We start from the raw sequence: 23,646 nt of genomic DNA, 5'->3' as shown, positions 1-23,646 counted from the left end.
CCTCACTTTCTTTCTCATTTTTATTTTTAGCACACTCAATCTTACAGGTGTCTGAAGGGATTTGTTGAGACGGTGGAAGCCAAAATTTCAACATCCCAGTTGTTTTCTGCTTTCCAGTTTTGTAATTTTTCTGCTATTTTCTTTACAAACAATACTTCAATATGATGCCCAGGATCAATAGCTAGAAGACCATGTGTCAGCATTTCCTGCCCAGTATGGTAGTAAATATCTCCAGTAATATACACATCTGCTCCCTTTTCCAGAGCATCTTTGTAAAAATCATCGCCAGAGCCACCGCAGATGGCCACTCGATTGACATACTGATGAGCCTGATGAGCATAAGTCACCAACCGAACACTATCCAGCCCAAAGACAGACTTGACCTTACCTGCCAATTCCTCCAAGGTCTGCTCCTCAACAGTCCCTACTCTTCCTAGACCGTAGCCTGGAGTTGTTTCATGAAGAATCTCTGTATTTTCAATATCTAGCATCTGACAGAACCAATCATTGAGACCACCTTCTACAATATCAATATCTGTATGGCTAACATAGACAGCAATATCATGCTTCACTAGGTTGAGGTAGATTTGGGTTTGCAAGTCGTCTGCTACCAAGTTTTTCAAGGGACGAAAAATAGGAGCATGCTTGACAATGATCAAGTCCACTTCTTTATCAATAGCTTCTGCCACTGTGGTTTCTCGAATATCAAGGGCCACCATCACTCGTTTGATATCTTTGTTGAGAGTACCAATTTGTAGGCCCGACACATCTCCCTCCATAGATAGATGAGGTGGGCAAAAGACCTGGTAACGATCAATCACTTGACGAGCTAACATCTAAAACCTCCTTGATAGCCTTGATTTTTTCCCGCAGTAAAGTTATATCATCCTGATGGTCTGACGGAACTTTTTCTAGGGACTGGCTCAGTTTCCTAGCTTCATTTTGCCATTTGGCAATAAAATCTGCCGACTTTTCTTGCATCAAATAAGGACCAAAGCGCTTCTCCAACTGGTTCAGAGTCATCTGACCTTGTTCAACCACCAGAATCTCATAAAATTTTTGGTTTTCTACAACTATTTCTTCGGCCACAATCTGAAAACCATTTTCCTCCAACCAGATACGGAGCTCATCCTCACGGTTATTGGGCTGCAAAATCAAGCGTTGAACATTGGCTAATTTATCCATACCAGCGCTTAAAATATCTGCAATCAAGCGGCCACCCATACCAGCAATGGTTATGGTATCAATTTGATCTGAGCTGTCGATAGCAGCCAGTCCATTAGCAAGACGAACCTGAATTTGCTCCTGCTTACTAGCTTGAGTAACATTGGCTAAAGCTGACTGATATGGACCTTGAACCACTTCACCAGCTACAGCAAAGTCAATATGACCTTTTTCTACTAAAAAAAGAGGGAGGTAAGCATGGTCACTCCCCACATCTGCTAGGCGGCTGTTCTTAGGAACGTAAGCTGCCACAGCTGCTAAACGTTTTGATAATTTTGTTTCCATCTTAGTCTTTCCAGAGATTCATAGCATCCTTAAAATCTTGGGATACTTGGACTGTTTTCGCCTGCTGAGATTCACGGTCAACCTGTTTGGCTTCAACCTGGCTGGTAGTTGTAATCCCTTCGCGACGCCAGTTGCGCAGGATAGCTTGAATATAGCGCCAATTGGTCTTATTGTTAAAGACAGCTTCACGCAGAGCTGTACGAACCAAATCGACAGAGGTCTTATCTTCCTGAATAGTCTTTTGCAAATCTTCAATCTCAAAAGGGGACAACAGGCGACCTAGCTCACGCTCAAACTCTCCCACCAGAATCTTGAAATCATTGGGTTCTGATAGAGGTTTTTCTGCTGGTGCTGGCTGCAAAAGCTCATCTAGTTTTTCAAGAGCCGGCCAAGCATTACAAATCATCTCGATTTCACCAGCTAACTCAATAGTCTTAAACTGAAGCAAACCGGCCTCCTGTAAACTCTCAATCGAACGATTAACTTCGGAGATGCTTTTACCAATAGCTTGTGAAATCTGGCTTGAAGCTATTTCATCCATTTTACTCGTATTTTGGAAAAAGAAAAATTGCCAAACTAAAAAATCATCAGCTGATGGAAATAAGTCCTTAAAATGAAATAGCAAAGCACTTGGTAAGACCAAGTTGCCAGACTGATATTGTTGTGAAAGTTTCATAGTTCCTCTTATAAACTCGCAGATAAGGAAGAGAGTTCCACCATATTCCAATCATAAGGAGTTTCTTGATACACTGCATAATTAATCCAGTTATTGAAAAATTGGGCTGCTGGCAGATTCCAAGTCAAAGGTGGTGTTTGGCTTGGGTCGTTATTCTTAAAATAATGTTTTGGAAGGTGAGGGTCTAGACCTGCCTCCACATCGCGATAGTACTCCTTCGCCAAAGTATCTCGCTCATATTCTAGATGACCAAAACTATAGACCTCGCGCATGTCCTTACTAGCTAAAATAGACAAACCAACTTCTTTGCCACTAGACAAGACTTCTAGCTGGCTGACTGGTGAGAGATCTTCTGTTCTGACCTCTGTATAACGAGAATGAGGAGCTGAAAACTCATCATCAAATCCTCTCATAAGAGGACTGTCTTTCTTGATTACATCTTGCTTGTAAACACCAGATAACTTGTCTACTAAGCTGTGCTTGCGGATACCATAGCGGGCATACAAGCCTGCTTGAGCCCCCCAACAGATATGGAGGGTGGAATAAACATGTTCTTTGGACCAGTCTAAAACATCAACCAATTCCTGCCAATAATCAACCTCCTCAAAAGGAAGATTCTCTACTGGTGCTCCTGTAATGATAAGACCATCGAAAAACCTTTCCTTAACTTCAGCAAAAGTCTTATAAAACTGCTCCATATGCCCTTCATGGGTATTTTTAGAGCGATGACTAGCCATATACAAAAACTCAACTTCTAACTGTAAAGGAGTATTGGCCAAATGCCGTAGAAGCTGAGTTTCTGTCACAATTTTTTGCGGCATGAGGTTGAGAATGAGAATATTAAGGGGGCGGATATCCTGATGCTGAGCGCGGCTATCATCCATCACAAAAATATTCTCTGTCCGCAAGATATCTACTGCAGGCAAAGATTTCTGAATTTTGATTGGCATAGACGATCCCCCATTCATTTCATAAGTATAACTTCATTATACAGTAGGAAAGATGTCTTTTCAATGTGTTAGAAACTAGGACAGGCTATAGTCGAAAGCTATATCACTTTTCAGCATATCTCTATCCTGGGAAGTTCATCAAGACCTTCATATCATAGTCTCCGACAGTCTCGCGACCCCCTAGACCATCTAGCTCAATCAGAAAGGCACAACCAGCTACTACGCCACCTAGACGCTCAATCATTTCAATTGTAGCTTTCACCGTACCACCCGTTGCCAAGAGATCATCTACGATAAGGACACGTTGACCAGGTTTGATCGCATCCGCATGCATGGTTAAGGTATCTACACCATATTCTTTTTCGTAGTCCGCTGAAATCACCTCACGTGGCAATTTTCCAGGTTTGCGGACAGGGGCAAAACCGATTCCCAACTCAAAAGCAACTGGACAGCCGACGATAAACCCACGCGCTTCTGGACCAACAATCATATCAATTTGCTTATTGGTTGCATACTGGACAATGTCACGAATGGCATAGCTATAAGCATTGCCGTCAGCCATCAAAGGCGAGATGTCGCGGAAGGTAATGCCTTCTTGTGGATAGTTTTCAATGGACGCAATATAGTTTTCTAAGTTCATTCTATTCTCACTTTAACTTTTTTAATACATTCCTCATTATACCACGAAATTGGTATTTGGTAAAATATGGCCTTCCCTTATTTTGATTCTTCCTTCAACAACAAAGAGACCTAGGTTCTGTTATCATTCGATTTCAACAACCTCAATCGACATTAAAAACCATTTCTGGAAAAAATGAGTCAGTTCTTATTTGTTCTTCTAAAAATTTACTTGGTCAGCCAATCATAGATTTCCTGTGGAGTACCCAGAGCCATCAGTTCCTGAAATTGGACTGTCTTTTTTAAGTCTTGATAAATTTGGCTCTCTGCAATCTCTCGTTTGGGGGCTTCTTTGTTGACTGTCATGATACCATCAGCGATGGTTACAAACTCTAGCTCCTGAAAAATCTGAACCATTTTAATCAATAAAATATAGGGGATATTGAGATAAGTTGCCAACTCTTTGAGCTTATAGCGGACATCAAATTCAGGGAATTGGTAGATAGCCTTATAAAACTTAGCAAACTGCTCACGACTACCGTAACCTGTCAGATAGTATTCTTTTTTAATTTGATTTTTGAAATAGATTGCCTCAAAGTCTTGATGAGCAAATAATGTCTGCAACTCTTGGGGATTATCAGGTATATCTAGTAGAACCACACTCGCGCTCTCAACTTTAGCAGACAAAATAGGTACTGCTTCGGGTAGCGGGTGATGCTTGGCCCGAATATCAAAGAGCTGCACCCCCTGAACACGTGCATCCACTAACATCAATTGAAGCGTCGTATTGCCGTTCCACTGGTTGACAGAGAGCTGAACAGCTAGCTCGAGATGCTTCACTTGAGCAAATTCTTGAGCCAATGCTCCTTGACCAAAGGCCAGAACATCTACACTGACAGCATCTTTTTGGATACGAAGTTTAAGATGGGCATTGTCCTGACCCATCGTACGAACAGATTCTACCTGAAAATCTCTGAGATAAAAAGTCGGTTTAGAAAAGTTCATTCCAAACGGAGCTAATTTTTCTAAAGATTTGACAGTCTCTAGTGTCAAATCTGCCAAATCCAACTCTTCATCAAGAATCAATGTAGGTTTTTGAGTCAAATCTAGCTGATATTTTTGAATAAATGCCACTAACAACTCAGATAAGGATTCTAGATTTTCCACTTTCACGGTTAGACCAGCTGCTCCACTATGACCACCAAAGGCTTCAAACAGTTCTCGACCGCTATTAAGAGCTTGAAATATATCAAGTCCTTCTACAGAACGTGCTGAGCCTTTGGCCAAACCATCCTGGATGGATAAAACAATGACAGGCTGTTGCAATTCTTCCAAGAGTCGACCTGCCACAATTCCCAAGACGCCTGGATTCCAACCTTCGGCTGCCAACACCTGAACAGGACTGTCCGGCTTAATCATGACTTTAGCTTCTTCGTAAATGGTTTGAACCACATGCTTTCGCTCAGTATTCTTGTCATCAATCATGGCTGCAATATCCGCCACTTCTTCCTCGTCAAAGCCAGTTAACAGTTCGATAGCTGGATTAGGGTCGTCTAGTCTTCCTAAAGCATTGAGGCGTGGAGCCAATTGAAAACCAATTGTTTCTTCATTGACTTGGCTAGCCTCGACACCAGCCAATTTCAGCAACTCCTGCAGACCTATTCGTTCACTTTGGCGTAACAAAGCAAGACCGTATTGTACCATAATACGGTTTTCATCTGTTAAGGACACCATATCCGCAATAGTTCCGATAGCCACCAAATCCAGTAATTCTGGTTGAATTTGTTCTAATAAGGCTGTAGCCAACTTAAAAGCCACACCACATCCAGCTAGATATTTGAAGGGATACTCACCTGCGGGATGCTCTGGATGAATAATAGCATAAGCATCTGGTAATTGGTCCGGTAAGGAATGGTGGTCCGTGACGATAACATCAACCCCCATGTCTTGAGCATAGGCAATGGCCTCTTGCCCTGCTACTCCATTATCTACTGTGACAATCAGAGAAACCTGCTGCTGCTCAATAAAATATTTATACACTGACTTATTAGGACCATAGCCGTCTGTAAAACGATTAGGTAAATAAACCTGATATTCTGCTCCCAACTCTTCCAAAGTCTCCTTTAAAATGGAAGCCGAAGTCATACCATCTGCATCGTAGTCCCCATAGATTAAAATCCGTTCATTGTCCTCAATAGCCCTACGAATCCGTTTGACTGCCTTGTCCATATCATGAAACAAGTACGGGTCGTGAAGTTGCTCTAAAGAGGGATTTAAAAAAGCGCTCAGTGCTTCTGGCGTCTGAATCCCTCTCTCATACAAAATCTGTGTTGCTAAACTATCCAATCCTTCTTTTTTGGTAGCTTTTACAAATGCTTGGTCTGAAAAACTAGGCAATAATTCCCAATTATACTTTGATCTAATCACAGTCTTACTCCTTTAAAACGTCACCACTTATTATATCACGAAAATGACCAAATAAAAAACAGACCGTTCAGTCTGTTTTTTATTTGGTCATTATCGTGGAATATAGGTGATAGTGATATTATCCAATACTCCCTTGATAAAGTTAAATTGATAACCGCCTTTAGAAAGATAAGTGGAAGATTCATATTCATACTGCATATTATCAGATGTATATCCACCATCTCCTTCGTAGTGATCGTTTTCTGTTGGTTCTCCACTATTCGCCTTTAAATCATCCATAGACAAATCTGTTGGGAAATTAAAACTCAAAATATCTTGTGTTTGATCTTTTTTAAATGGGAAATAAATCTTGGTGATAGGTAGATCCTTGGTAGCCTTAGGGGCATCTGTAAAGTTACCTGCCCAAATCTGCAATCCCCAGTACTCTCCCACTACCACTTTAAAGGTATCAGAGACATAATCCGGATTTACATTATTACCAACATTATTTAGACTATTTTCTTCAAATGGTACACCATCATCTATCAGGGTCTGAATCGTTGTTTCACCTAACTTGTAGACCTTCCCATTGATTGCAAACTCCATGTTCTCTGTGTCAGCATATTTTGTTGATGAAAAATTTGATGCTGTCGCACCCTTCTTTTCTTTCTTATCCACTGAGTCAGAGGATTTAGTCGTCTCCATTGTAACTTCTGTCGTTTTTTCCTGCTTGGCTACCGACTTAGTATCGGACGAACCACAAGCCATCAACAAACTGACTGACGCCAAGGTTATGATACCTGCTACGAACCATTGTTTTTTCATATTCCCATCTCCTTTTTTAGGATATTTCACCTTTAATTATAGCATACATTTGTAAAAAAGAAAAATAGTTATTGATAAATAAAAGACAGGTCTAGAACCTGTCTTTTTCGTCTACAACAAGGGTGAAACCATGGCCATTACAGCACCAGCTGCTCGCTTATACCAAGGATAATGTTTCCGAAAGCCAAGTAGCGTAATTCTTTCGGATTGGGCAAGGGACTCCTCAAAGTCTCTGGTAATATCAGCCATGACTTGCTTGTGATTATAGATATAGAGACCACATTCAAAATTGAGGTAAAAGCTCCTAAAATCTAGATTGACCGTACCGACAGAAGCCATCTGCCCATCCACTAAAACAACCTTGGAATGGACAAAACCAGGTAAAAATTCATAAATCTCAATCCCCGCCTTGAGATAGAGTTCAAAATCTGTTCGCGCCACTAAGTAAGGCATCTGCTTGTCATAAATATGAGGCAGGAGAATGCGAACCTTGACCCCACGCTTAGCAGCATAGATGAGGGACTCTTGCATTTCATCATCCAATACAAGATAAGGAGTCATAATATCAATGGAATCTTGCGCCGACTGGAACATATCAAGGTAGACACGCTTAGCAACTGCGTCGTTGTCAAACGGACTTTCTCCGTAGGCTAAGAAGTACGAATCTGACTCCACTACGTCACTTTCTCGTTCATAATGTTCCTCCATATAGGCCATGTCACGGTTCTCTGTCTTTTCATCAAAATTCCACATCTGCAAGAACATCAGTGTAAAGTTCGCCACTGCTTCCCCTGTCACTTTGATATTGGCATCTTTCCAGTAACCAAAGCGCTCGATGCGGTTGATGTATTCGTCAGCTAGATTTGCCCCACCTGTGTAAGCAATTTGGCCATCGATAACCGTGATTTTTCGGTGGTCACGATTATTATGTATCGTAGACAAGGCAGGGATGATTTGAGAAAAAACTTTAGCTTTGATGCCCATTTCCCGTAACCGTTTATAGTAACTATATGGGAGTGTATTGAGGGAGTTCATGCCATCATACATGAATCGCACCTCCACACCTTGTGCAGCTTTTTCTTTTAGGACTTCCAGAATGGTATCCCACATATAACCAAAATCGACAATGTAGTACTCCATAAAAATATGGTTTTTAGCCTGACGTAAATCCGTTAGAAGGTCTTCAAACCAAGCCTCTCCAGAGGAGTAATATTTGGCATCACTGTTTGCATGAAGGGCATAGCCGACATGTTCACTCATGTAATTAGCTAGTTTGAGTTGCTCCTTATCCTTTTTCCCCAAGCCACTCATGACTTTATAAGAAGTATGCCCATATTCTTTCAACAGTTTTGCTTGTTTTTGGAAATTTTTGCGGTAGCGTCTGGTTTCAATATTGGATTGGAGGATAAAGTAAAAGAGAGCCCCAAAGATGGGAATTCCCATCACAAACAGTATCCAGGTCAGCTTAAAACTAGCATTCATGGGTCGATTGACAATGGAAATAGCAATAACAATCGAAAAGAATTGTAGGAAAGCTAAAAAAGCTGGGAAGTAGGTAGCTACTGATGTTACCACCCAAAGGATGGTCAGGATCGTCACAAGCAATAAGAGTAGAACAATAAAGACCCGACTATAAATCAATCTCCAAATCTTTTTCACGGTAAGCTCCTATTTCATTTGTATATTTTGTTATTATACCAAAAATCAATCCCTCTGACTAGGAAAGTATAAAACGAAAAGAAAAAGCACCTGCTGGCGCTTAATACTCTTCTATTTCAGGACGATCTTGGACTTTGCTTATCTTTCCATGGCGGGATTGTAGGACTGCATTCACCTCATTCAGGCTAACCCCTGTCTCTACTAGCATGACTGCTAAATGATAGAGGAGATCTGCTGTTTCATTAGCAATTTCTACCTTGTCTGCATTTTTAGCACTAATGACAACTTCTGTAGCTTCTTCGCCAATCTTTTTCAAAATTTTATCCAATCCCTTGTCAAATAAGTAATTGGTATAAGAACCCTCCTTGGGATTTTCCTTACGGTTTAAGGCTTCTTTGTATAGCGTTTCTAACATTGTATCTCCTGTTCTATCTACTGTTCTGTAAAAATCTCTGTGAAGAAACAAGAATATTGACCCGTATGACAGGCTGCACCAACTTGCTCAACTGAAATCAACAAAGTATCCGCATCACAGTCTGTCTTGATGCTTCTAACATGCTGATAATGGCCACTAGTAGCTCCTTTGTGCCACAGTTCATTGCGGGAACGGCTCCAGTAGTGCATGGTCTTAGTAGCTAGAGTCAGCTGGTAGGATTCTTCATTCATATAGGCCAGCATGAGGACTTGACCCGTCTCATGGTCAGTCACGATAACAGGAATCAGACCACCTTGCTTAGCAAAATCCAATTTGACATGTGTCATAGGCGCACCTCGATTCCGGCTTCTTGCATAGCCTGCTTGGTCTGTGCAATCGATACTTCCCCAAAGTGGAAAATAGAAGCGGCGAGGGCACCTGTCACTGGTGTTTTTTGGAAAACCTCGATAATGTGGTCACTGTTGCCAGCACCTCCCGAAGCAATAATCGGCACATCTACCACTCCAGCAACAGCCTTGAGCATGTCAAGGTCAAAACCTGATTTTGTGCCATCTTTATCCATTGATGTCAAGAGAATTTCACCAGCTCCAAGTCGGACAACTTCTCTTGCCCATTCAATCAAATCCTTACCAGTGTCCTTACGACCACCAGCCACATAGACATGCCAAGTTCCATCCAGCTCTTTTCGACCATCGATGGCTACCACTACACACTGGCTCCCAAATTTTTCAGCACAATCCTTGATGAGTTGAGGATTGGTCACAGCTGACGAATTGACTGCTACCTTATCGGCACCAGCCTTGAGCATCTTGTTCATATCATCCACCGAACGAATGCCGCCACCAACTGTAAAAGGAATGAAGACTTGGTCGGCCACCTGGCGAACCATCTCCACAGTGGTATCTCGTTCTTCATGGGTGGCGGTAATATCTAGAAAAACCAACTCATCGCATCCCGCCTCATAATAAGCTCGAGCTGAGTCGACAGGGTCGCCGACATCGGTCAAATTGATAAAATTAATCCCCTTGACTACTCGACCATCCTTAACATCTAGACAAGGAATGATTCTTTTTTTCAACATGGTTTACCCTCCAAAGGTTTTTAGCTCATCTAGGCTAATATTACCATTGTAATAGGCTTTGCCAACTATTGTTCCAGCTACACCAATTTCAGCTAGCTTGTTCAAATCAGATAGCTGAGCAATACCACCAGATGCAATCACCTTGGCAGTAGTTAGTTCAGCCACTAGACGCTCATAATGGTCAAAATTAGGTTCCGTCAGGGTACCATCTCTGTCCACATCCGTATAGACAAAAAGGTTCACACCTATTTTCTCCATTTCTTTTGCTAGACTAAGATAATCGACATCGCTGGTCTCTAGCCATCCTTCCGTTGCGACAAATCCATCTTTAGCATCAATACCGACTACAATTTTTTCTGCTCCAAATTTCTCAATAGCTTCTTTGACAAAAGATGGATTTTTCACAGCCATGGAGCCGATAATGACACGGTCAATGCCAACATTGAGGTAATCTTGAATTTGCTCCAAGGTTCGGATTCCACCACCAACTTCGACACCGAGACCCGTTGCTACCTTGAGAGCCGCAATCAGGTCACGATTAGTAGCCTTGCCATCTAGCGCCCCATCCAAATCTACAACATGGATAAATTCAATCCCAGCGTCTGCAAAAATACGGGCCTGACCCAAAACATCCGGATTGACTACCGTCTGTTGATTAAAATCGCCTTTGAAAAGACGGACTGCTTGCCCATCTTTGATGTCAATAGCAGGAAGTATATTCATTTTGTTACTCCTTTTTCAAAAATCTTTTTTACATTCCTCAGTCAATTCCTATCTCTTAAACCTAAGAACTATATAACACTAGGCGGAAACTTTCCTCACTCCTAATACCTGCCCTTCCTTATTGGCACAAGGTGACAAATTTTTCAAGAATACCTAGACCGACATCTCCAGATTTTTCTGGATGAAACTGGGCACCAAACACCCTACCCTTATGAATCATAGCTGGAATTTGAATACTATAATTTGCAGTCACATCAATGTATTCCTCTGGAACATCCGTATAATAAGAATGAACAAAATAGACATCTTGGTCCTCCAAATCGGACGTCAGAGGGGTTTCTTGCTCAACCTGTAAACTATTCCAGCCCATATGCGGCACTGGTTTATCTTTGCTAGTAGGAATGGCCCGGCAGACACCGGGTATAAAGCCTAGCCCCCTAGTCTCCTCATGTTCCAAGCCCTTTTCAGTCAAAATCTGCATGCCTAGACAAATACCCAATAGTGGAGTTCCTTTGGCAACAGCCTCCTTGATGACAGTAATCAAGCCTCTTTTTTCCAGCTCAGCCATGGCAGCAGGATAGGCTCCTACGCCAGGCAAAATCAAGCCAGTAGCTGATAAGATTTTTTCGGAATCTGCTGATAACTCAGCGCTTGCTCCAATTTTTTTCAAGGCTCGTAGAACATTAGCTGTATTGCCTGCGTCGTAATCAATAACAATTAACATATTATAGCATTCCTTTGGTTGAGTTAACACCCTTTATGTCAGGGTTGATGGTAATGGCTTCACGCAGAGCACGACCTGTGGCCTTGAAGAGACTTTCTGCCTTGTGGTGACTGTTCTTGCCGTGGAGAATCTTGAGATGTAGATTCATTTGAAGATTAAAAGCCAAAGCCTGAAAGAATTCCTCCACCAATTCGGTATCGAAAGTACCTAGTTTGGGATTGTCAAAGCTGGCATCAAAAACGAGATAAGAGCGACCTGATAAGTCTAAACTAGCCATGCCAAGCGTCTCATCCATGGGTACAAAAGAGGTTCCATATCGGTTAATACCTGCCTTATCACCAAGAGCTTCCTTAATAGCCTGCCCTAGAACAATCCCCACATCTTCGACTGTATGGTGACTATCCACATGGAGATCACCATCGACCTTAACCACTAAAGACAGACGGCTATGGCGGGCAAAAAGGGTCAGCATGTGATCAAAAAAACCAACTCCCGTATCAATATCAACTGGTTCTTGGGCATCCAAGTTTAGGCTCAGCTTAATCTTGGTTTCAAAAGTATTGCGCTCAATGCTTGCTTGTCTCATAGTTGTTTCCTTTCCTTAACATTTTATTTTATAGTAACGATTTAGAAATATGTTCTATGTCAGGGTAAATAAAGCCGTCAGTTATTCCTATTAAAGAAAGTTGCTTTTTAATATTTGCCTTATAGTCAGCAGGAATTTGTATTGCATTAACATATTTATGTAATGGTTTATTTGTAGAAAGTATCCATCCCCAACTCATTAAAGAGTGTTTTATAGTATTTCTCCGACCCACTAACAGTCAACTTTTCATTTAAGTAAAGTGAAGGATTCCTCAACTCGTAGAATTCTGGCTCACCTCTATAATAATTAGAATCCTGTTCCTTATTCTCTTCAGCATTCAACACAAATTCAATAAACACAAATTCAATAAATGTTGATAAGCTATCTATTGTAACTATACTCCTGCTGCTCATTTTTTACTCCATCCAATACCCCAATCACCTGATACAAATCAGGTTCATTGATTTGGTAGGGTGCTTCCTCTCGGACGACTGGTTTAGCACAAAAAGCAATACCAATACCAGCCTTGTGAATCATGGGCAGATCATTGGCCCCGTCTCCCATGGCAATGGTTTGGTCCAAGGTCAAGCCATTTTCCTCCGCCCATTGGCACAATTTTTCCACCTTGACATCTTTGGTGACAATGTCCCCGTAAGTTTTGCCGGTCAAAAATCCATCTACAACTTCCAAATGATTGGCCTTTACATAATCGATGCCAATCTGCTCAGCCAAGCGGTCTACCGTTTCATGAAAACCTCCAGAAACCAAGCCCACCTTGTAACCACGGATATGGAGTTCATCCACTAATTCCTTGGCTCCCTTATTGAAATGGATGCGGGCAAAAACCTTGTCGAAGATGGTTTCAGGCAGGCCCTTAAGAGTAGCTACCCGCTCTTCCAAAGCCTCTTTGAAGTCCAATTCGCCCCGCATGGCTCGCTCAGTGATATCCGCAACCTGCTCGCCGACACCAGCTTCTTCTCCCAATAAATCAATTACTTCTTCCTGAACCAATGTGGAATCCACATCCATCACCAGCAGTCCTTTAATATTCGTCATTTCTCACCTCAATTGCCCTGGCATGTGCTTGTAATCCTTCTGCATAAGCTAGATTTGTAATATCCTGTTCTGCTGCTAAAATAGCAGCCTTATTGTATTGGGTGTATTGAATCCGTTTGATAAAATCATAAACACCCAAAGCTGATGAAAAGCGGCTGGTGGCAGTTGTTGGCAGGACATGGTTGGTACCTGCATAATAATCCCCAATGGGCTCACTGGTGTAATGACCTAGGAAGATAGATCCAGCATTTTCAACCTTGTCCAGATAAGCATAAGCGTCTTCCATTGCAATTTCCAAATGTTCAGGTGCCACCAAATTCATGAGTTCAAACATACTATCTACATCCTTAGCAAGGATGATTCGGCCATTATTCTCAATAGAGGCTCTTGCAATAGCTTGTCTTGGTAACATTTGAAGTTGCTTTTCAATCTCTACTTCTACCGCATCTGCTAATTGCTGCGAATTGGTCACTAAGATGGACCGAGCCAAGATATCATGTTCTGCCTGAGAAAGTAAATCTGCTGCTACATAGATAGGATTAGCTGTCTCGTCCGCTATAATGCCAATCTCAGAAGGTCCTGCAATCATATCAATGCCTACAATACCAAAAACCTGTTTCTTGGCTGTAGCAACAAAGATATTGCCAGGTCCAGTTATCTTATCCACCTTAGGGATAGTCTCCGTTCCATAGGCTAGAGCAGCAATCCCATGGGCACCTCCAACCTGATACATCTTGTCCACACCTGCTAACTTAGCCGCCACCAAAATGGCCGGTGCAAAGGTTTCTTGGGGGGGCGTAATCATGATGATTTCTTTGACCCCAGCAATCTTAGCTGGAATGACATTCATCAAAACTGAAGAAGGATAGGCTGCTGTACCACCTGGTACATAGACTCCGACACGCTCGATAGGACGAATGAGTTGCCCTCGAACCACACCTTGGCTGGGTTGGTCCTCAAAACCTGTTTCCAATTGTTGACGATGATAAGATTCGATATTGGCCTTGGCATTCTCAAGTGCTGTCAAGACATCCTTATCTATCAGCTCAAAAGCCTGTTCTACTAAATCTTGGTCAACTTCAATATGATCTAGGTCAACACGATCAAACTTAGATGAATAATGACGTAAAGCTTCATCCCCACGAAGACGCACATCCCGAATAATCGTCGCTACTGCTTCTTCTACATCCAAATTTTGTTGACTTAGTTCCAATTGCTCTTTATAGAGAAGAGCTGCAATCTCCTGATTACTTCCAACTAAACATTTCATTGAAAAGGTACCTCCTCATTGCCTACAATGCTTTCCAGTTTTTGGATAAAGGACATCACTTCCGGCTTATTTTTAAGGGCTGCCTTGTTGACAATCAGGCGGGTAGAAATCCGACAAATATCCTCATAGACCTTCAAACCATTGGCCACCAAGGTATTTCCTGTCTCCACAATGTCCACAATAGCATCCGCTAAACCAATGACTGGCGCAATCTCCACAGAACCTTGGATCGAAATGATTTCCACATCCTCTCCCTTTTTATTGAAAAATTCTTTTGTAACAGTCGGATACTTGGTCGCTATGCGCTTACGTTTGTGATCTTTTGGTTGATAATCTTCTGTTGAAGCCAATGAAAACTTACAAAGCCCCAAATTCAAATCCAGCATTTCCAAATAACCTGATGGGTGCTCCATAAGGACATCCTTACCAACAATCCCCAAATCTGCTACTCCATGACGTACATAAGTAGTGACATCGGGAGCCTTGACCAACAAAAAACGAAAACTCTTATCTGGACTTTCAAAAATGAGGTTACGCCCCTTTTGAGCCATAAATGTTAAATCAAAGCCAGCCTTCTCCAGCAATTTGACAGTATCTTTTTCAATCCGTCCCTTGGTCAGTGCAATAGTCATCTGTTTTTTCATCAGCTATCTCCTTCTTTTAGAGAATGGTGGATGGCTTGGTAAACCGAATCAATGTCAATAGCCCAACCTACTGCTGTTAATTCTGAAGCTCCAAAGCGCTCAAACAGTTTGTCGTATCGGCCCCCAGAAACAAAAGCATCAGGAACCTTATCACCAAAAACCTTAAACATAACACCTGTATAGTAAGGCATAGATGGAAATTGGGCTAGGTCCAAATTGACTTGCCCTAAACTTGGCTTAACTTGTCCTATCAATTCTTCCACTTCGTCTAAGGCAGACAAAATAATTCTATCATCTGTTATTTGACGGGCAGCTGCTAAAACCTTACTACTCTCACCAAAGAGATAGGGTAATTGCTGAATCAGAACATCAAAATCACTAGGATGACCCTTGGTGAATTCCTTTAATTTTGTAATATTTTTATCGACAATATCCACCATCAAGTTCTTCTGCTCTCCTGCAGTTAGACTCAAATGAGCAAAGATAGTTTGCAAGACTACCGCATGAGAAAACTCAAAGCGATAGGAGCGGACCTGAGCCTTATCCAAAGCTGCCTGAGCAGAATAAATAGCTTCAGGCATAGCCACTTCTACTGGAAAACCAACAATTTCTACACCTGCTTGGGTCTGTTCGTTAATAAGCCCTCGCATCTCTTCATTGTAATGAAATACCTTACCAGAATAAGAAAATTTAATGGGTGTCTCTACCTGAGTTGAAGCAACCACTCGTCCAATTTGACTGGTAATATCAGGACGAAGACTGAGCAATGCTCCGTTTTTATCAAAGAGATTATAATGACTAGGGTTGACTTCATCTCCAAAGACTTCCACATGTTCTAATGTTGGAGTTTCAATGCGATTGAATCCCCTCTCCATCAGCAAATCACTGATAACCCTCTCTATTTGATAGGTGACCCGTGCCCGTTTAAAGAGTTTGTCGTGCATGCCCATGGGCAAACTAGTTTTTTTCATGGCAGTAACTCCTGAATCGTCTGGACCACTTTTTCCATTTCTATCTGCGTTCCGATAGAAATTCGGAGCCAGTTTTTGAGGCGCCCAACCGTTGGAAAATAGCGGACATAGATGTTTTTAGATTGTAAGTAATGAAATAGCTCCTCAGCCGAAATCCCAGCTGGTTCTGTCAGGACAAAGTTGGTCGAACTTGGTAATACGGAAAAGCCAATAGCCTCTAGTTCCAAGCTAAACCAATCCCTAGTCTTTACAATTCTTTGACTAGTGTCTTCATAATACGACCATGAGCGAACTGCTGCAGTCGCCAACCGCTCTGACAATGTATTGACATTATAGGGGTTAACTGAATTTTTAACCGCATTAATGACCGATATGAGCTTGGGAGAGCCGATGCCATACCCCACCCGTAAACCTGCTAGAGAAGCGTCTTTTGAGAAAGTTCTGGTGATAAAGACATTGTCATACTTATCTAGTAGAGATAGGGCTGTTTGACCACCAAAATTGACATAGGCCTCATCGATGATAACCACTACATCCTGATTAGCCTCAACAATTGCCTCGATTTCTGCAAGCGGCATGACTATTCCCGTTGGTGCATTGGGATTGGCGATGATGATACCGCCATTATCTGTGAGATAATCACTCGTCTTTATTTCAAAAGCATCATTGAGTGGAATCTCGTGATAATTGATATGGTACAAATCCGCCCAAACCTTATAAAAGCCATAGGTCAAGTCAGGAAACAAAATCGGCCTATCCGTATTAAAGAAGGCCAAAAAAGCCATAGCTAAAATATCATCTGAACCATTTCCGACAATGATTTGATCACTAGAAACTCCTAGATGTTCAGATAGAGTCTCACGAAGTTCTGCCTGATCCAAACTGGAATATTTGCGCAAGCTATTTACATCAAACTCCACCAGAGCGGATTGGACAGCTGGACTAGGACCATAAGCATTCTCATTGGTATTGAGTTTTATGATATTTTTTCCCTGAGGTTGACTGCCTGCAACATAAGGCTCAATCTTGCGTAACCCTTTGATAGTCATTCTCACTTTCCTCCCTGTCAACGATACAAAAAATGTCCTCGCAAAAAATTTTGCAAGGACGTATAAAACGTGGTTCCACCTTTGTTTCGACAGAGAATCACTCCCCTGCCCTCATGAACTCAAAAATGAGTCCGGGTTGTTAACGGAACCACCCGTCGTGCACTAGTTTCTTTCGATTTCGCACACGCACTCAAGAATGTGTCGTCTAAGGATTGCATGCCTTCTCACCCCCGGGCACTCTCTGTCTGTTGTCTTAGACTTTTTCTATCATCGCTTTCTTATTTCTACCATTTTACAAGAAAAAGCCAAACATTGCAAGAAATTATTTTATTATTGCAAAAATAAAAGCCTTCTGATTTCAGAAGACTTTTACATGTTAGTAGCGAATTAACTCACGTGTTTTTTCATAGGAATGAACAAAACGTTCAGTTACACCTGGTTCCACTGTCTCCAAAGCGAATGAAATTTCCTCAAAGGCTGCCTCATAGTCATACTCTTTTTCAAAGATAGCTAGAGAACGATTGAAGGCCTTTTGAACACTCGCATCAAAGGAACGATAGCGGTTTGAATACTGGAGAAGTTGCTCGGTCAAGGTCGCATGTTGGACAATATTATAGGCCACTTCTTCCAATTCATTCATATCATAAGTAGCACTCTCCAAGAGACGGTTGACTATCTCGATATTGATGCGTTTGTAGTCTAACTCAGCTAAGAGTGCTTCCACATGATCGCTCGCACGGAAGAAGGTATTTAAGAATTGATCGGGTATACCTGGAAGATTGCGTTTCTCCATGTAGCGCTTGAGGGTATGCAATTGATTGATATACTGGTTAGCTTTTTTGCGAGCATTAGTTTCAGAAACTTCTTGCGACTGAAGATAATCAGCCAAAACTAATTGTTCTTCTTCCATCTCTTTCAGCGTTGTCAAACAATGCTCTAGGCGTTCTTGTAAGATTGTGTAGGCCACTTCTGGATTTTCAATATCTTCCAAGCTATCCTTGATAATGGTCTCAACAGAAGCCATCCGTTTGGACAACTGCTGAATACGAGACAATTTACTATCAGCCAGAGTGTAAGACTTGTTGAGACGGTCTGTTTCTTCCAAGAGATTCTTGGTATTTTGCGCATTGTGTTCCAAGAATTTTGGTAGAGTCTTACTGAGTTTCACCGTTGCCCTGTGAGCCTCAATTTCAGCTGTGAAGATTTGGTAAAGCTGGTCAATATCTTCTTGAATTTCTTTATTAGCTTCTTCCGCTGCATCTAAGTCAAATGAGACAATCAAAGCCGTATTTTCACGGATTGCTACACGAATATCCTGGAAGCTCGACTCGATATTTTGCTCTGTAAAGAGGTAGTTTTGCTCCACCAATTTACGGTAACCTGTCTCCAAATCTTCCAATTGTTCTGGGAAGGATTTATTGACCTTTTCAATCAAACCAGGGATACGATCCATGATTTGATTGAGGGCAATCATATGTTCCTCAGTTTTATCTAAGATTTCAGAAGCCTCGATTGGGTCACCAGATGAATTGAGCATGACAAATTCTGAAAACTCAACTTCAATATTTTTAAGCTGTTTTTCCAATTCAGGAAGTGTTTCACCAAAGCTATCTGCATTCTCACGAACAGAATCTTGTAAACTATCAAAGAGATCCAAGGCATGTTTCACACGCCCAGTATTTTTGACTTCTTGTTCTTTCAAATCTTTCAGGCCGAGACGAATAGCTGCGATGTCCTCTTCAATCAGGTCAATTTGACTCTCAATGCTCTCAATCGCATTCTTGGCACTAACGAAACGGAAGGAATTGTTGAAAGCTTCCGCCTCAAAGATATGATTTTCGATATCCGCAAAGGAATTGAGAGAAATATCTACCCACTTTTGATTCCACTCACGGAAGGAAACCTGACTTTGACCGATCAAGTGAAGACTTTTTACAGCTTCGACTTCTTCATTGACAGGAAGGTTAAACAAGTCATCCTTGCGCCCTTCCAAAGCATCCAACAAGTTATCATTGCGTTTCCGCACGATAAGCCCAGCAATATAGGCAACAATGAGTATTACAACAATCGCAATGATTAAAATGATTGTTCCTCTAGACATGTAAATCTCCTTAGGTAATAGTAGTTACTAGAAAATATCGCTTCATTATATCACGAACAAACGCAAAAGTACATAGTTTGACATAAACTTACGCAAATCAATGTTTTCAAACTATATTATACCTTATTTTTGCGCAAAATTGTGTAACTTTACAATATTTTTGCCACTTTTATGCCACTTTCGGAAATTTGCTGCCTTTTTTAAATCTCAAAAATATCGCTCAGCACTTCAATCAGAGGCATCACTCTTATTTCCTCATCCTCTCGCGGACTATCACTGTTTGTCAGAAAATCCACTATCTGGCCATCTCTGATGACAACCCTGACCTGCTCACGGTCTACTTGTCCATTATCCATTGCTGTTTTTAATTCGTTTAGATCTAACATCTTTCTTCCTCCTACTTACTCTATTCGCAAAAAAGTCCGATAAAACAGACAATCTGAAAATTTTCTGTTAAAACGGCAAAAAAATTAAAAAAGTTTAGCAAAATACTTGACATGGTTTATAAACTATGATAAACTATAATCAAGGTTAGCAGATAGCTAACCACGAAGGGAGGTGAATCCACTGGATGTACTAACCTTGGTCGTTATGTTGGGAGTCCTAGCAAGTCTATTGACAAGCATAGCTAAACTAATTGAAGCTATCGCAAAGTTGATAGAAAGCATTAGTCTCCTGATTGCAACAAAAAAGCGTAAGCCTATCAAGTCCAAAACGAAAGGCAAACGCTAGAATCATTGAGTATGGAAAGCCTAACGGCTTTCCCTCTACTCATAGTATACTATATATGAGAGGAGAAAGCAAGATGGACGCAATGAAGATTATTGCTATTATGATAGGCATGGCTGGTTTTTTTAATCTACTAGCTTATCTCATCAACAGAAAGGCAGATAAAATTGGAAAAAGAAACTAAAAAGCGTAGAGGCTACGCAACTCAAGAGCAACAGCGTGAAGCAACTAAACGATGGCTAAACAACGAAGAGAAGCGTAAACATCGCAACTATCTAACTTATCGCGGAACCGCTAGAAGCTTTATTAGAAAGCATGCTACGGCTGACGATTTGCAGGAATTAAAACAGCTAATTTTTGAAAGAGAAAAAAATTTTTAAAAAAATTGATTTTTCTCTTGACATGGTTTATAAACTATGATAACATATAATCAAGAAAAATAAAAAAAGCCCCTAACGTGACTACTTTGGCGAGCTGACACGTTAAGAGCTGGAACTCATCAGCAGAAAGCTAATGATGTATACAGTATATCATAAAGTACCTGCTGATTGCAACAGGTACTTTTTTTAGTACCTCAAAAATTAGAAAGAGGTAGACATATGGCAACAGTTACTAATGTAACAAGCTGGGAAATGGAAAAAGCAATCGTAAATGGAAAAATCGAAATGCCTTACAGCAAACGTCAAGGGGCTTGGGTAGCAGAAATTGTTGGCCCTCATCCAACTTATAAATTGGACAGAAAATTTATTGATGCAAAAGAAGATGACGGTTTCTTTAAAATTTGGGAAATCAAAGAAAATGTCATCTACTGCATTTGCCCAAGCATAAAATATAAAGAACAATATTTTGTAAAATTAGAAAACAACGAACTTAAAGAGTACACACAAGCAGAAATCATAGACATGGTGAAATAACAAAAAAAGAAAGAGGTAAAAAACATGAAAAAACAAGAAATTATCGCTCAAGCTAACCAAGGACACAACTTAGTATGGGATTTAGTGCAAATCCTTGAAGACCAAGGAAAAGTTGAAAAAACCAACAAAATCCGTAAACCAGCTGTTTACATTGAAAAAAGCAAGCAACTACTTAATCTATCTGATACAGAAATCTTGATAGTTGAGCGAGATGGAGCAACAGGACCAATCGTCAACTACCGTCTGCTTAAATATGATCTAATCGGAAACACGGTTGAGGGAGCATATAATCCATTTTAAAAACAGAAACGAGGAAAATAACATGAAAACAAAAACAATAACTATACAAACAATAGGGTTTTATGCAATTCAAAACGAAAAGTGCTTTGCTATCATCGATGAGGTACTTGCTAATGTACTATCTGAACAGCATATGGAGATGCTGAAAAAACACAATATACCTAGCAAATGTATGGAGATTTTACGCGAAGAGGGATATCGTATCGGATTTTCTCCAGCTATCCTCAAATGTTTCGAGAAGCAAGTAATAGCTACTCTTTCAACTGAGTATTTCCACGAGCAAATTAGACATCTATTTGGCTGGGAGAAAGAAAGTTTTGAGATTTGGTACTCGAACAGAAGCAGGGCTCAAGTTGGACTATGACTATGAAAGCAGCAATTTACACAAGAGTGAGTACCTTCGAGCAATCCGAAGGTTACTCACTTGACATGCAATCTAAGACAGCAAAATCATATTGCGAAACTAACAATATTGATATTTTCAGTATCTATACCGATGAAATAACAGGGGCGAAAATGGATAGACCAGCTCTAAATAAATTGCTAGAAGACGCAATGGATGGTTTGTTTGACTGTGTTGTCGTACACAAGCTGGATAGACTCGGACGGTCGCAGAAAGACATCCTATACATCATCGAAGATATTTTTTTAAAGAATAATATCGAATTTGTTAGCCTGACAGAAAGCTTCGACACGAGAACACCTCTTGGAAAGGCTATGATAGGATTTTTGGCAGTTTTCGCTCAATTTGAGCGCGATCAAATCAGAGAGCGGATGCAACTAGGAAAACTTGGTAGAGCTATGGAAGGCAAACCAATGGCATGGGTAGATAGATTCGTTCCGCTCGGATATGATTATATAGACGAAAATTATCATCAGAACGAATACAGCAAATGGGTTATATATATATTTGGTAGATTTATAGCCGGAGATACGATAAACACTATCGCCTCCGACCTGACAGATAGAAAGGTTTTAAATAAAAAATGGCACTATGCCACTATTAAACGAATCCTGGAAAATCCGGTCTACTGTGGTAAAATTCGTTGGCGCGGTCAGTTGTACCAAGGAAACCATGAGCCGATAATCTCTGAAGAAATGTATAATCTGGCCCAAATAAGGATACCAATGACAAAGCAAACTCCAAACATTTCCAAACAAAAAAGCCCTAGCAAACGCTAGGGTTTAATTTTTTTTATTTAAAAGTTCCCCATGCAGCACCATAGCGAGACCCATTACGGGTCGCACCAGTTGCAACATAGTTTCGCTTGCCACTGCCACCGACATAGGATACCCAGACGTAGCCATTGGCATCAATGATGACTGTATCATACTTAAATGACTGACCTTTTGTGTAAGTCGCTACAATCTGGCCTGATGTGTTCGGCGCTCTGCGAACATTTAGCGCATCGACCATGACTGTCATTGTTCCGCTTTCGGCATAAGTTCGAGCTCCAGCGGATTGAGTTGGGACTGTTTTTTGAGTCACTTCTGATCCAGGAGGAGTGATATAGTGGGCGATATTGCGGGCATATGATGAAGCACTATAGACATTCCGAGTAACATATCGCTTGCCAGCATAGTTTTGCTCCAAAATAACTAGCCTATCGCCGTCAATTGACTCAACAATGGCAACATGTCCATAAGTTCCGCCGTACATAGTAACAATCTGGCCAGATTTGAATGGCCCTGTTTTTGAGACATTCCAACCGTTTGCTGCCCAGTTGTATGATGAGCCGATATTGTGGGCAGCCATCGTATCGCCAATTGCTCCTGTGACCCAACCAATGCCAGCTCCGAGCCCTACGACTGAACCAGGGGTAATCATGGACTCATACCAACTGGCTAGGCCGTAGCACTCACCATTTCCGATAGACTTACCAGAATTTACGTGAGCCCTGACATTATTTAGAGCTTCATTTACTGTTGCCATCTTGTTCCTCCTTTCCTAAAATCTCAACAAACGGGCTAAGCAAAAAGACAACCGCGATCAGGGGCAGTGATAAAATAGCCAGTGCTAGATTTTTTAAAACCGTCTTCATGCTGAGCCTCCTATTTTGGTTTGGTATAAGTGAGTGCTTGCTCACTGTCAGATAGACCTGATGTGGTTGGGTCTGGCAAGATGTTGATTGCGTTGACAACCATCATCCCTAAAACGTAAGGATTTGATAGAGCTTTGACAATGACATCTAAAACAGCCTGCCACGTTGTCAAATCGCTTGTTTTAAGGCCGTAATAGCCCAAGATAGGCAATAACACTGCTACAGCAAAACGGGCTAAAAATGCCTTGTTTTTTGCGTTAAACCGCACTTTCCAATTGAGTTTCATTCTATTTCCCTCCGTAATTTTTTTGAAAATCTTTGAAGTCTTGCTTGAGTTCTCCGATGTCTGTCGATAAATTTTTGATTTGCTCCACCAG

At 41.1% G+C, this 23,646-nt stretch carries 30 protein-coding genes; 6 read left to right on the top strand and 24 right to left on the bottom strand.

Going from position 1 to position 23,646, the window contains the following annotated elements:
• Positions 1-41: 41 nt before the first annotated feature.
• The 21 genes from F602_RS0102995 to F602_RS0102890 form a co-directional block, all read right to left on the bottom strand.
• On the bottom strand, positions 42-836 hold the full coding sequence (locus F602_RS0102995) for a Nif3-like dinuclear metal center hexameric protein (protein ID WP_018166478.1): 795 nt from the start codon (positions 834-836) through the stop codon (positions 42-44).
• Positions 814-1,509 (bottom strand): tRNA (adenine(22)-N(1))-methyltransferase, encoded by a 696-nt coding sequence (locus tag F602_RS0102990; RefSeq protein ID WP_018166477.1) that lies wholly within the window; start codon positions 1,507-1,509, stop codon positions 814-816. The genes F602_RS0102995 and F602_RS0102990 overlap by 23 nt, the downstream gene beginning before the upstream one ends.
• A gap of 1 nt (position 1,510) precedes the next feature.
• On the bottom strand, positions 1,511-2,185 hold the full coding sequence (locus F602_RS0102985; protein ID WP_018166476.1) for a DnaD domain-containing protein: 675 nt from the start codon (positions 2,183-2,185) through the stop codon (positions 1,511-1,513).
• Between the two features lie 8 nt (positions 2,186-2,193).
• Positions 2,194-3,135, bottom strand: a complete 942-nt coding sequence (gene metA / locus F602_RS0102980; RefSeq protein WP_018166475.1) for a homoserine O-acetyltransferase MetA — start codon at positions 3,133-3,135, stop codon at positions 2,194-2,196.
• A 121-nt stretch (positions 3,136-3,256) separates the two neighbouring features.
• On the bottom strand, positions 3,257-3,775 hold the full coding sequence (locus tag F602_RS0102975; RefSeq protein ID WP_018166474.1) for an adenine phosphoribosyltransferase: 519 nt from the start codon (positions 3,773-3,775) through the stop codon (positions 3,257-3,259).
• Between the two features lie 206 nt (positions 3,776-3,981).
• A complete protein-coding gene (gene recJ / locus F602_RS0102970) occupies positions 3,982-6,180 on the bottom strand; it encodes a single-stranded-DNA-specific exonuclease RecJ (protein ID WP_018166473.1) in 2,199 nt (732 codons plus the stop codon).
• A gap of 90 nt (positions 6,181-6,270) precedes the next feature.
• A complete protein-coding gene (locus F602_RS0102965; protein ID WP_018166472.1) occupies positions 6,271-6,984 on the bottom strand; it encodes a hypothetical protein in 714 nt (237 codons plus the stop codon).
• A 111-nt stretch (positions 6,985-7,095) separates the two neighbouring features.
• The gene (gene cls, locus F602_RS0102960; RefSeq protein ID WP_018166471.1) at positions 7,096-8,643 is read right to left on the bottom strand and encodes a cardiolipin synthase; all 1,548 of its coding nucleotides are present in this window, start codon (positions 8,641-8,643) and stop codon (positions 7,096-7,098) included.
• Between the two features lie 100 nt (positions 8,644-8,743).
• The gene (gene hisE, locus F602_RS0102955) at positions 8,744-9,058 is read right to left on the bottom strand and encodes a phosphoribosyl-ATP diphosphatase (RefSeq protein WP_018166470.1); all 315 of its coding nucleotides are present in this window, start codon (positions 9,056-9,058) and stop codon (positions 8,744-8,746) included.
• 17 nt (positions 9,059-9,075) lie between these two features.
• Positions 9,076-9,405, bottom strand: a complete 330-nt coding sequence (gene hisI / locus F602_RS0102950) for a phosphoribosyl-AMP cyclohydrolase (RefSeq protein ID WP_018166469.1) — start codon at positions 9,403-9,405, stop codon at positions 9,076-9,078.
• The gene (gene hisF / locus F602_RS0102945) at positions 9,402-10,160 is read right to left on the bottom strand and encodes an imidazole glycerol phosphate synthase subunit HisF (protein ID WP_018166468.1); all 759 of its coding nucleotides are present in this window, start codon (positions 10,158-10,160) and stop codon (positions 9,402-9,404) included. Before hisF ends, hisI begins: the two co-directional genes overlap by 4 nt.
• Before the next feature lie 3 nt (positions 10,161-10,163).
• Complete coding sequence (hisA, locus tag F602_RS0102940) at positions 10,164-10,883, bottom strand: 1-(5-phosphoribosyl)-5-[(5-phosphoribosylamino)methylideneamino]imidazole-4-carboxamide isomerase (protein WP_018166467.1); 720 nt, start codon at positions 10,881-10,883, stop codon at positions 10,164-10,166.
• A gap of 118 nt (positions 10,884-11,001) precedes the next feature.
• Positions 11,002-11,607, bottom strand: a complete 606-nt coding sequence (hisH, locus tag F602_RS0102935; protein ID WP_018166466.1) for an imidazole glycerol phosphate synthase subunit HisH — start codon at positions 11,605-11,607, stop codon at positions 11,002-11,004.
• 1 nt (position 11,608) lies between these two features.
• The gene (hisB, locus tag F602_RS0102930) at positions 11,609-12,193 is read right to left on the bottom strand and encodes an imidazoleglycerol-phosphate dehydratase HisB (protein ID WP_018166465.1); all 585 of its coding nucleotides are present in this window, start codon (positions 12,191-12,193) and stop codon (positions 11,609-11,611) included.
• Between the two features lie 381 nt (positions 12,194-12,574).
• A complete protein-coding gene (gene serB / locus F602_RS0102920) occupies positions 12,575-13,249 on the bottom strand; it encodes a phosphoserine phosphatase SerB (protein WP_018166463.1) in 675 nt (224 codons plus the stop codon).
• Entirely contained in the window at positions 13,236-14,519 is a 1,284-nt protein-coding gene (gene hisD / locus F602_RS0102915) for a histidinol dehydrogenase (RefSeq protein ID WP_018166462.1), read from the bottom strand. The genes serB and hisD overlap by 14 nt, the downstream gene beginning before the upstream one ends.
• A complete protein-coding gene (gene hisG / locus F602_RS0102910; RefSeq protein ID WP_018166461.1) occupies positions 14,516-15,163 on the bottom strand; it encodes an ATP phosphoribosyltransferase in 648 nt (215 codons plus the stop codon). The genes hisD and hisG overlap by 4 nt, the downstream gene beginning before the upstream one ends.
• Entirely contained in the window at positions 15,163-16,134 is a 972-nt protein-coding gene (locus F602_RS0102905; RefSeq protein WP_018166460.1) for an ATP phosphoribosyltransferase regulatory subunit, read from the bottom strand. The genes hisG and F602_RS0102905 overlap by 1 nt, the downstream gene beginning before the upstream one ends.
• Positions 16,131-17,183, bottom strand: a complete 1,053-nt coding sequence (hisC, locus tag F602_RS0102900) for a histidinol-phosphate transaminase (protein ID WP_018166459.1) — start codon at positions 17,181-17,183, stop codon at positions 16,131-16,133. The genes F602_RS0102905 and hisC overlap by 4 nt, the downstream gene beginning before the upstream one ends.
• A gap of 376 nt (positions 17,184-17,559) precedes the next feature.
• Positions 17,560-19,284: a septation ring formation regulator EzrA gene (gene ezrA / locus F602_RS0102895; RefSeq protein ID WP_018166458.1), complete on the bottom strand. Its 1,725-nt coding sequence runs from the start codon at positions 19,282-19,284 to the stop codon at positions 17,560-17,562.
• 200 nt (positions 19,285-19,484) lie between these two features.
• Positions 19,485-19,670 carry a competence regulator inhibitor paratox gene (locus F602_RS0102890; protein ID WP_018166457.1) on the bottom strand — a complete coding sequence of 62 codons (186 nt, stop codon included), beginning with the start codon at positions 19,668-19,670 and terminating at the stop codon, positions 19,485-19,487.
• 172 nt (positions 19,671-19,842) lie between these two features.
• Here F602_RS0102890 and F602_RS10890 point away from each other — a divergent pair, with 172 nt between their 5' ends.
• The 6 genes from F602_RS10890 to F602_RS10305 all read left to right on the top strand — a co-directional run bounded on the left by F602_RS10890 (position 19,843) and on the right by F602_RS10305 (position 22,409).
• Complete coding sequence (locus F602_RS10890; RefSeq protein WP_156801842.1) at positions 19,843-20,016, top strand: hypothetical protein; 174 nt, start codon at positions 19,843-19,845, stop codon at positions 20,014-20,016.
• A gap of 164 nt (positions 20,017-20,180) precedes the next feature.
• A complete protein-coding gene (locus tag F602_RS0102875; RefSeq protein WP_018166454.1) occupies positions 20,181-20,393 on the top strand; it encodes a hypothetical protein in 213 nt (70 codons plus the stop codon).
• Between the two features lie 219 nt (positions 20,394-20,612).
• Positions 20,613-20,927 carry a hypothetical protein gene (locus F602_RS0102870; protein ID WP_018166453.1) on the top strand — a complete coding sequence of 105 codons (315 nt, stop codon included), beginning with the start codon at positions 20,613-20,615 and terminating at the stop codon, positions 20,925-20,927.
• 24 nt (positions 20,928-20,951) lie between these two features.
• Positions 20,952-21,227: a hypothetical protein gene (locus tag F602_RS0102865; RefSeq protein ID WP_018166452.1), complete on the top strand. Its 276-nt coding sequence runs from the start codon at positions 20,952-20,954 to the stop codon at positions 21,225-21,227.
• Positions 21,228-21,249: 22 nt separating this feature from the next.
• Complete coding sequence (locus F602_RS0102860) at positions 21,250-21,591, top strand: hypothetical protein (RefSeq protein WP_018166451.1); 342 nt, start codon at positions 21,250-21,252, stop codon at positions 21,589-21,591.
• A 2-nt stretch (positions 21,592-21,593) separates the two neighbouring features.
• Positions 21,594-22,409 carry a recombinase family protein gene (locus tag F602_RS10305; RefSeq protein WP_169331164.1) on the top strand — a complete coding sequence of 272 codons (816 nt, stop codon included), beginning with the start codon at positions 21,594-21,596 and terminating at the stop codon, positions 22,407-22,409.
• A 13-nt stretch (positions 22,410-22,422) separates the two neighbouring features.
• On the opposite strand, the gene F602_RS0102850 is transcribed toward F602_RS10305, so the two are convergent.
• Genes F602_RS0102850 through F602_RS0102840 form a run of 3 tightly spaced genes read right to left on the bottom strand, consistent with a single transcriptional unit; the run spans position 22,423 to position 23,555 of the window.
• The gene (locus F602_RS0102850) at positions 22,423-23,160 is read right to left on the bottom strand and encodes a PlySs2 family phage lysin (protein ID WP_018166449.1); all 738 of its coding nucleotides are present in this window, start codon (positions 23,158-23,160) and stop codon (positions 22,423-22,425) included.
• Positions 23,144-23,269 (bottom strand): hypothetical protein, encoded by a 126-nt coding sequence (locus F602_RS11150; RefSeq protein ID WP_018166448.1) that lies wholly within the window; start codon positions 23,267-23,269, stop codon positions 23,144-23,146. Before F602_RS11150 ends, F602_RS0102850 begins: the two co-directional genes overlap by 17 nt.
• A 10-nt stretch (positions 23,270-23,279) precedes the next feature.
• On the bottom strand, positions 23,280-23,555 hold the full coding sequence (locus F602_RS0102840; protein ID WP_018166386.1) for a phage holin: 276 nt from the start codon (positions 23,553-23,555) through the stop codon (positions 23,280-23,282).
• Positions 23,556-23,646: the final 91 nt, after the last annotated feature.

It is taken from the genome of Streptococcus minor DSM 17118, assembly GCF_000377005.1.
In the GTDB taxonomy this organism is placed as follows: Bacteria; Bacillota; Bacilli; order Lactobacillales; family Streptococcaceae; genus Streptococcus; species Streptococcus minor.
Note: the sequence above shows the minus strand (reverse complement) of the source record. Positions and strands in the feature narration are given on the sequence as shown.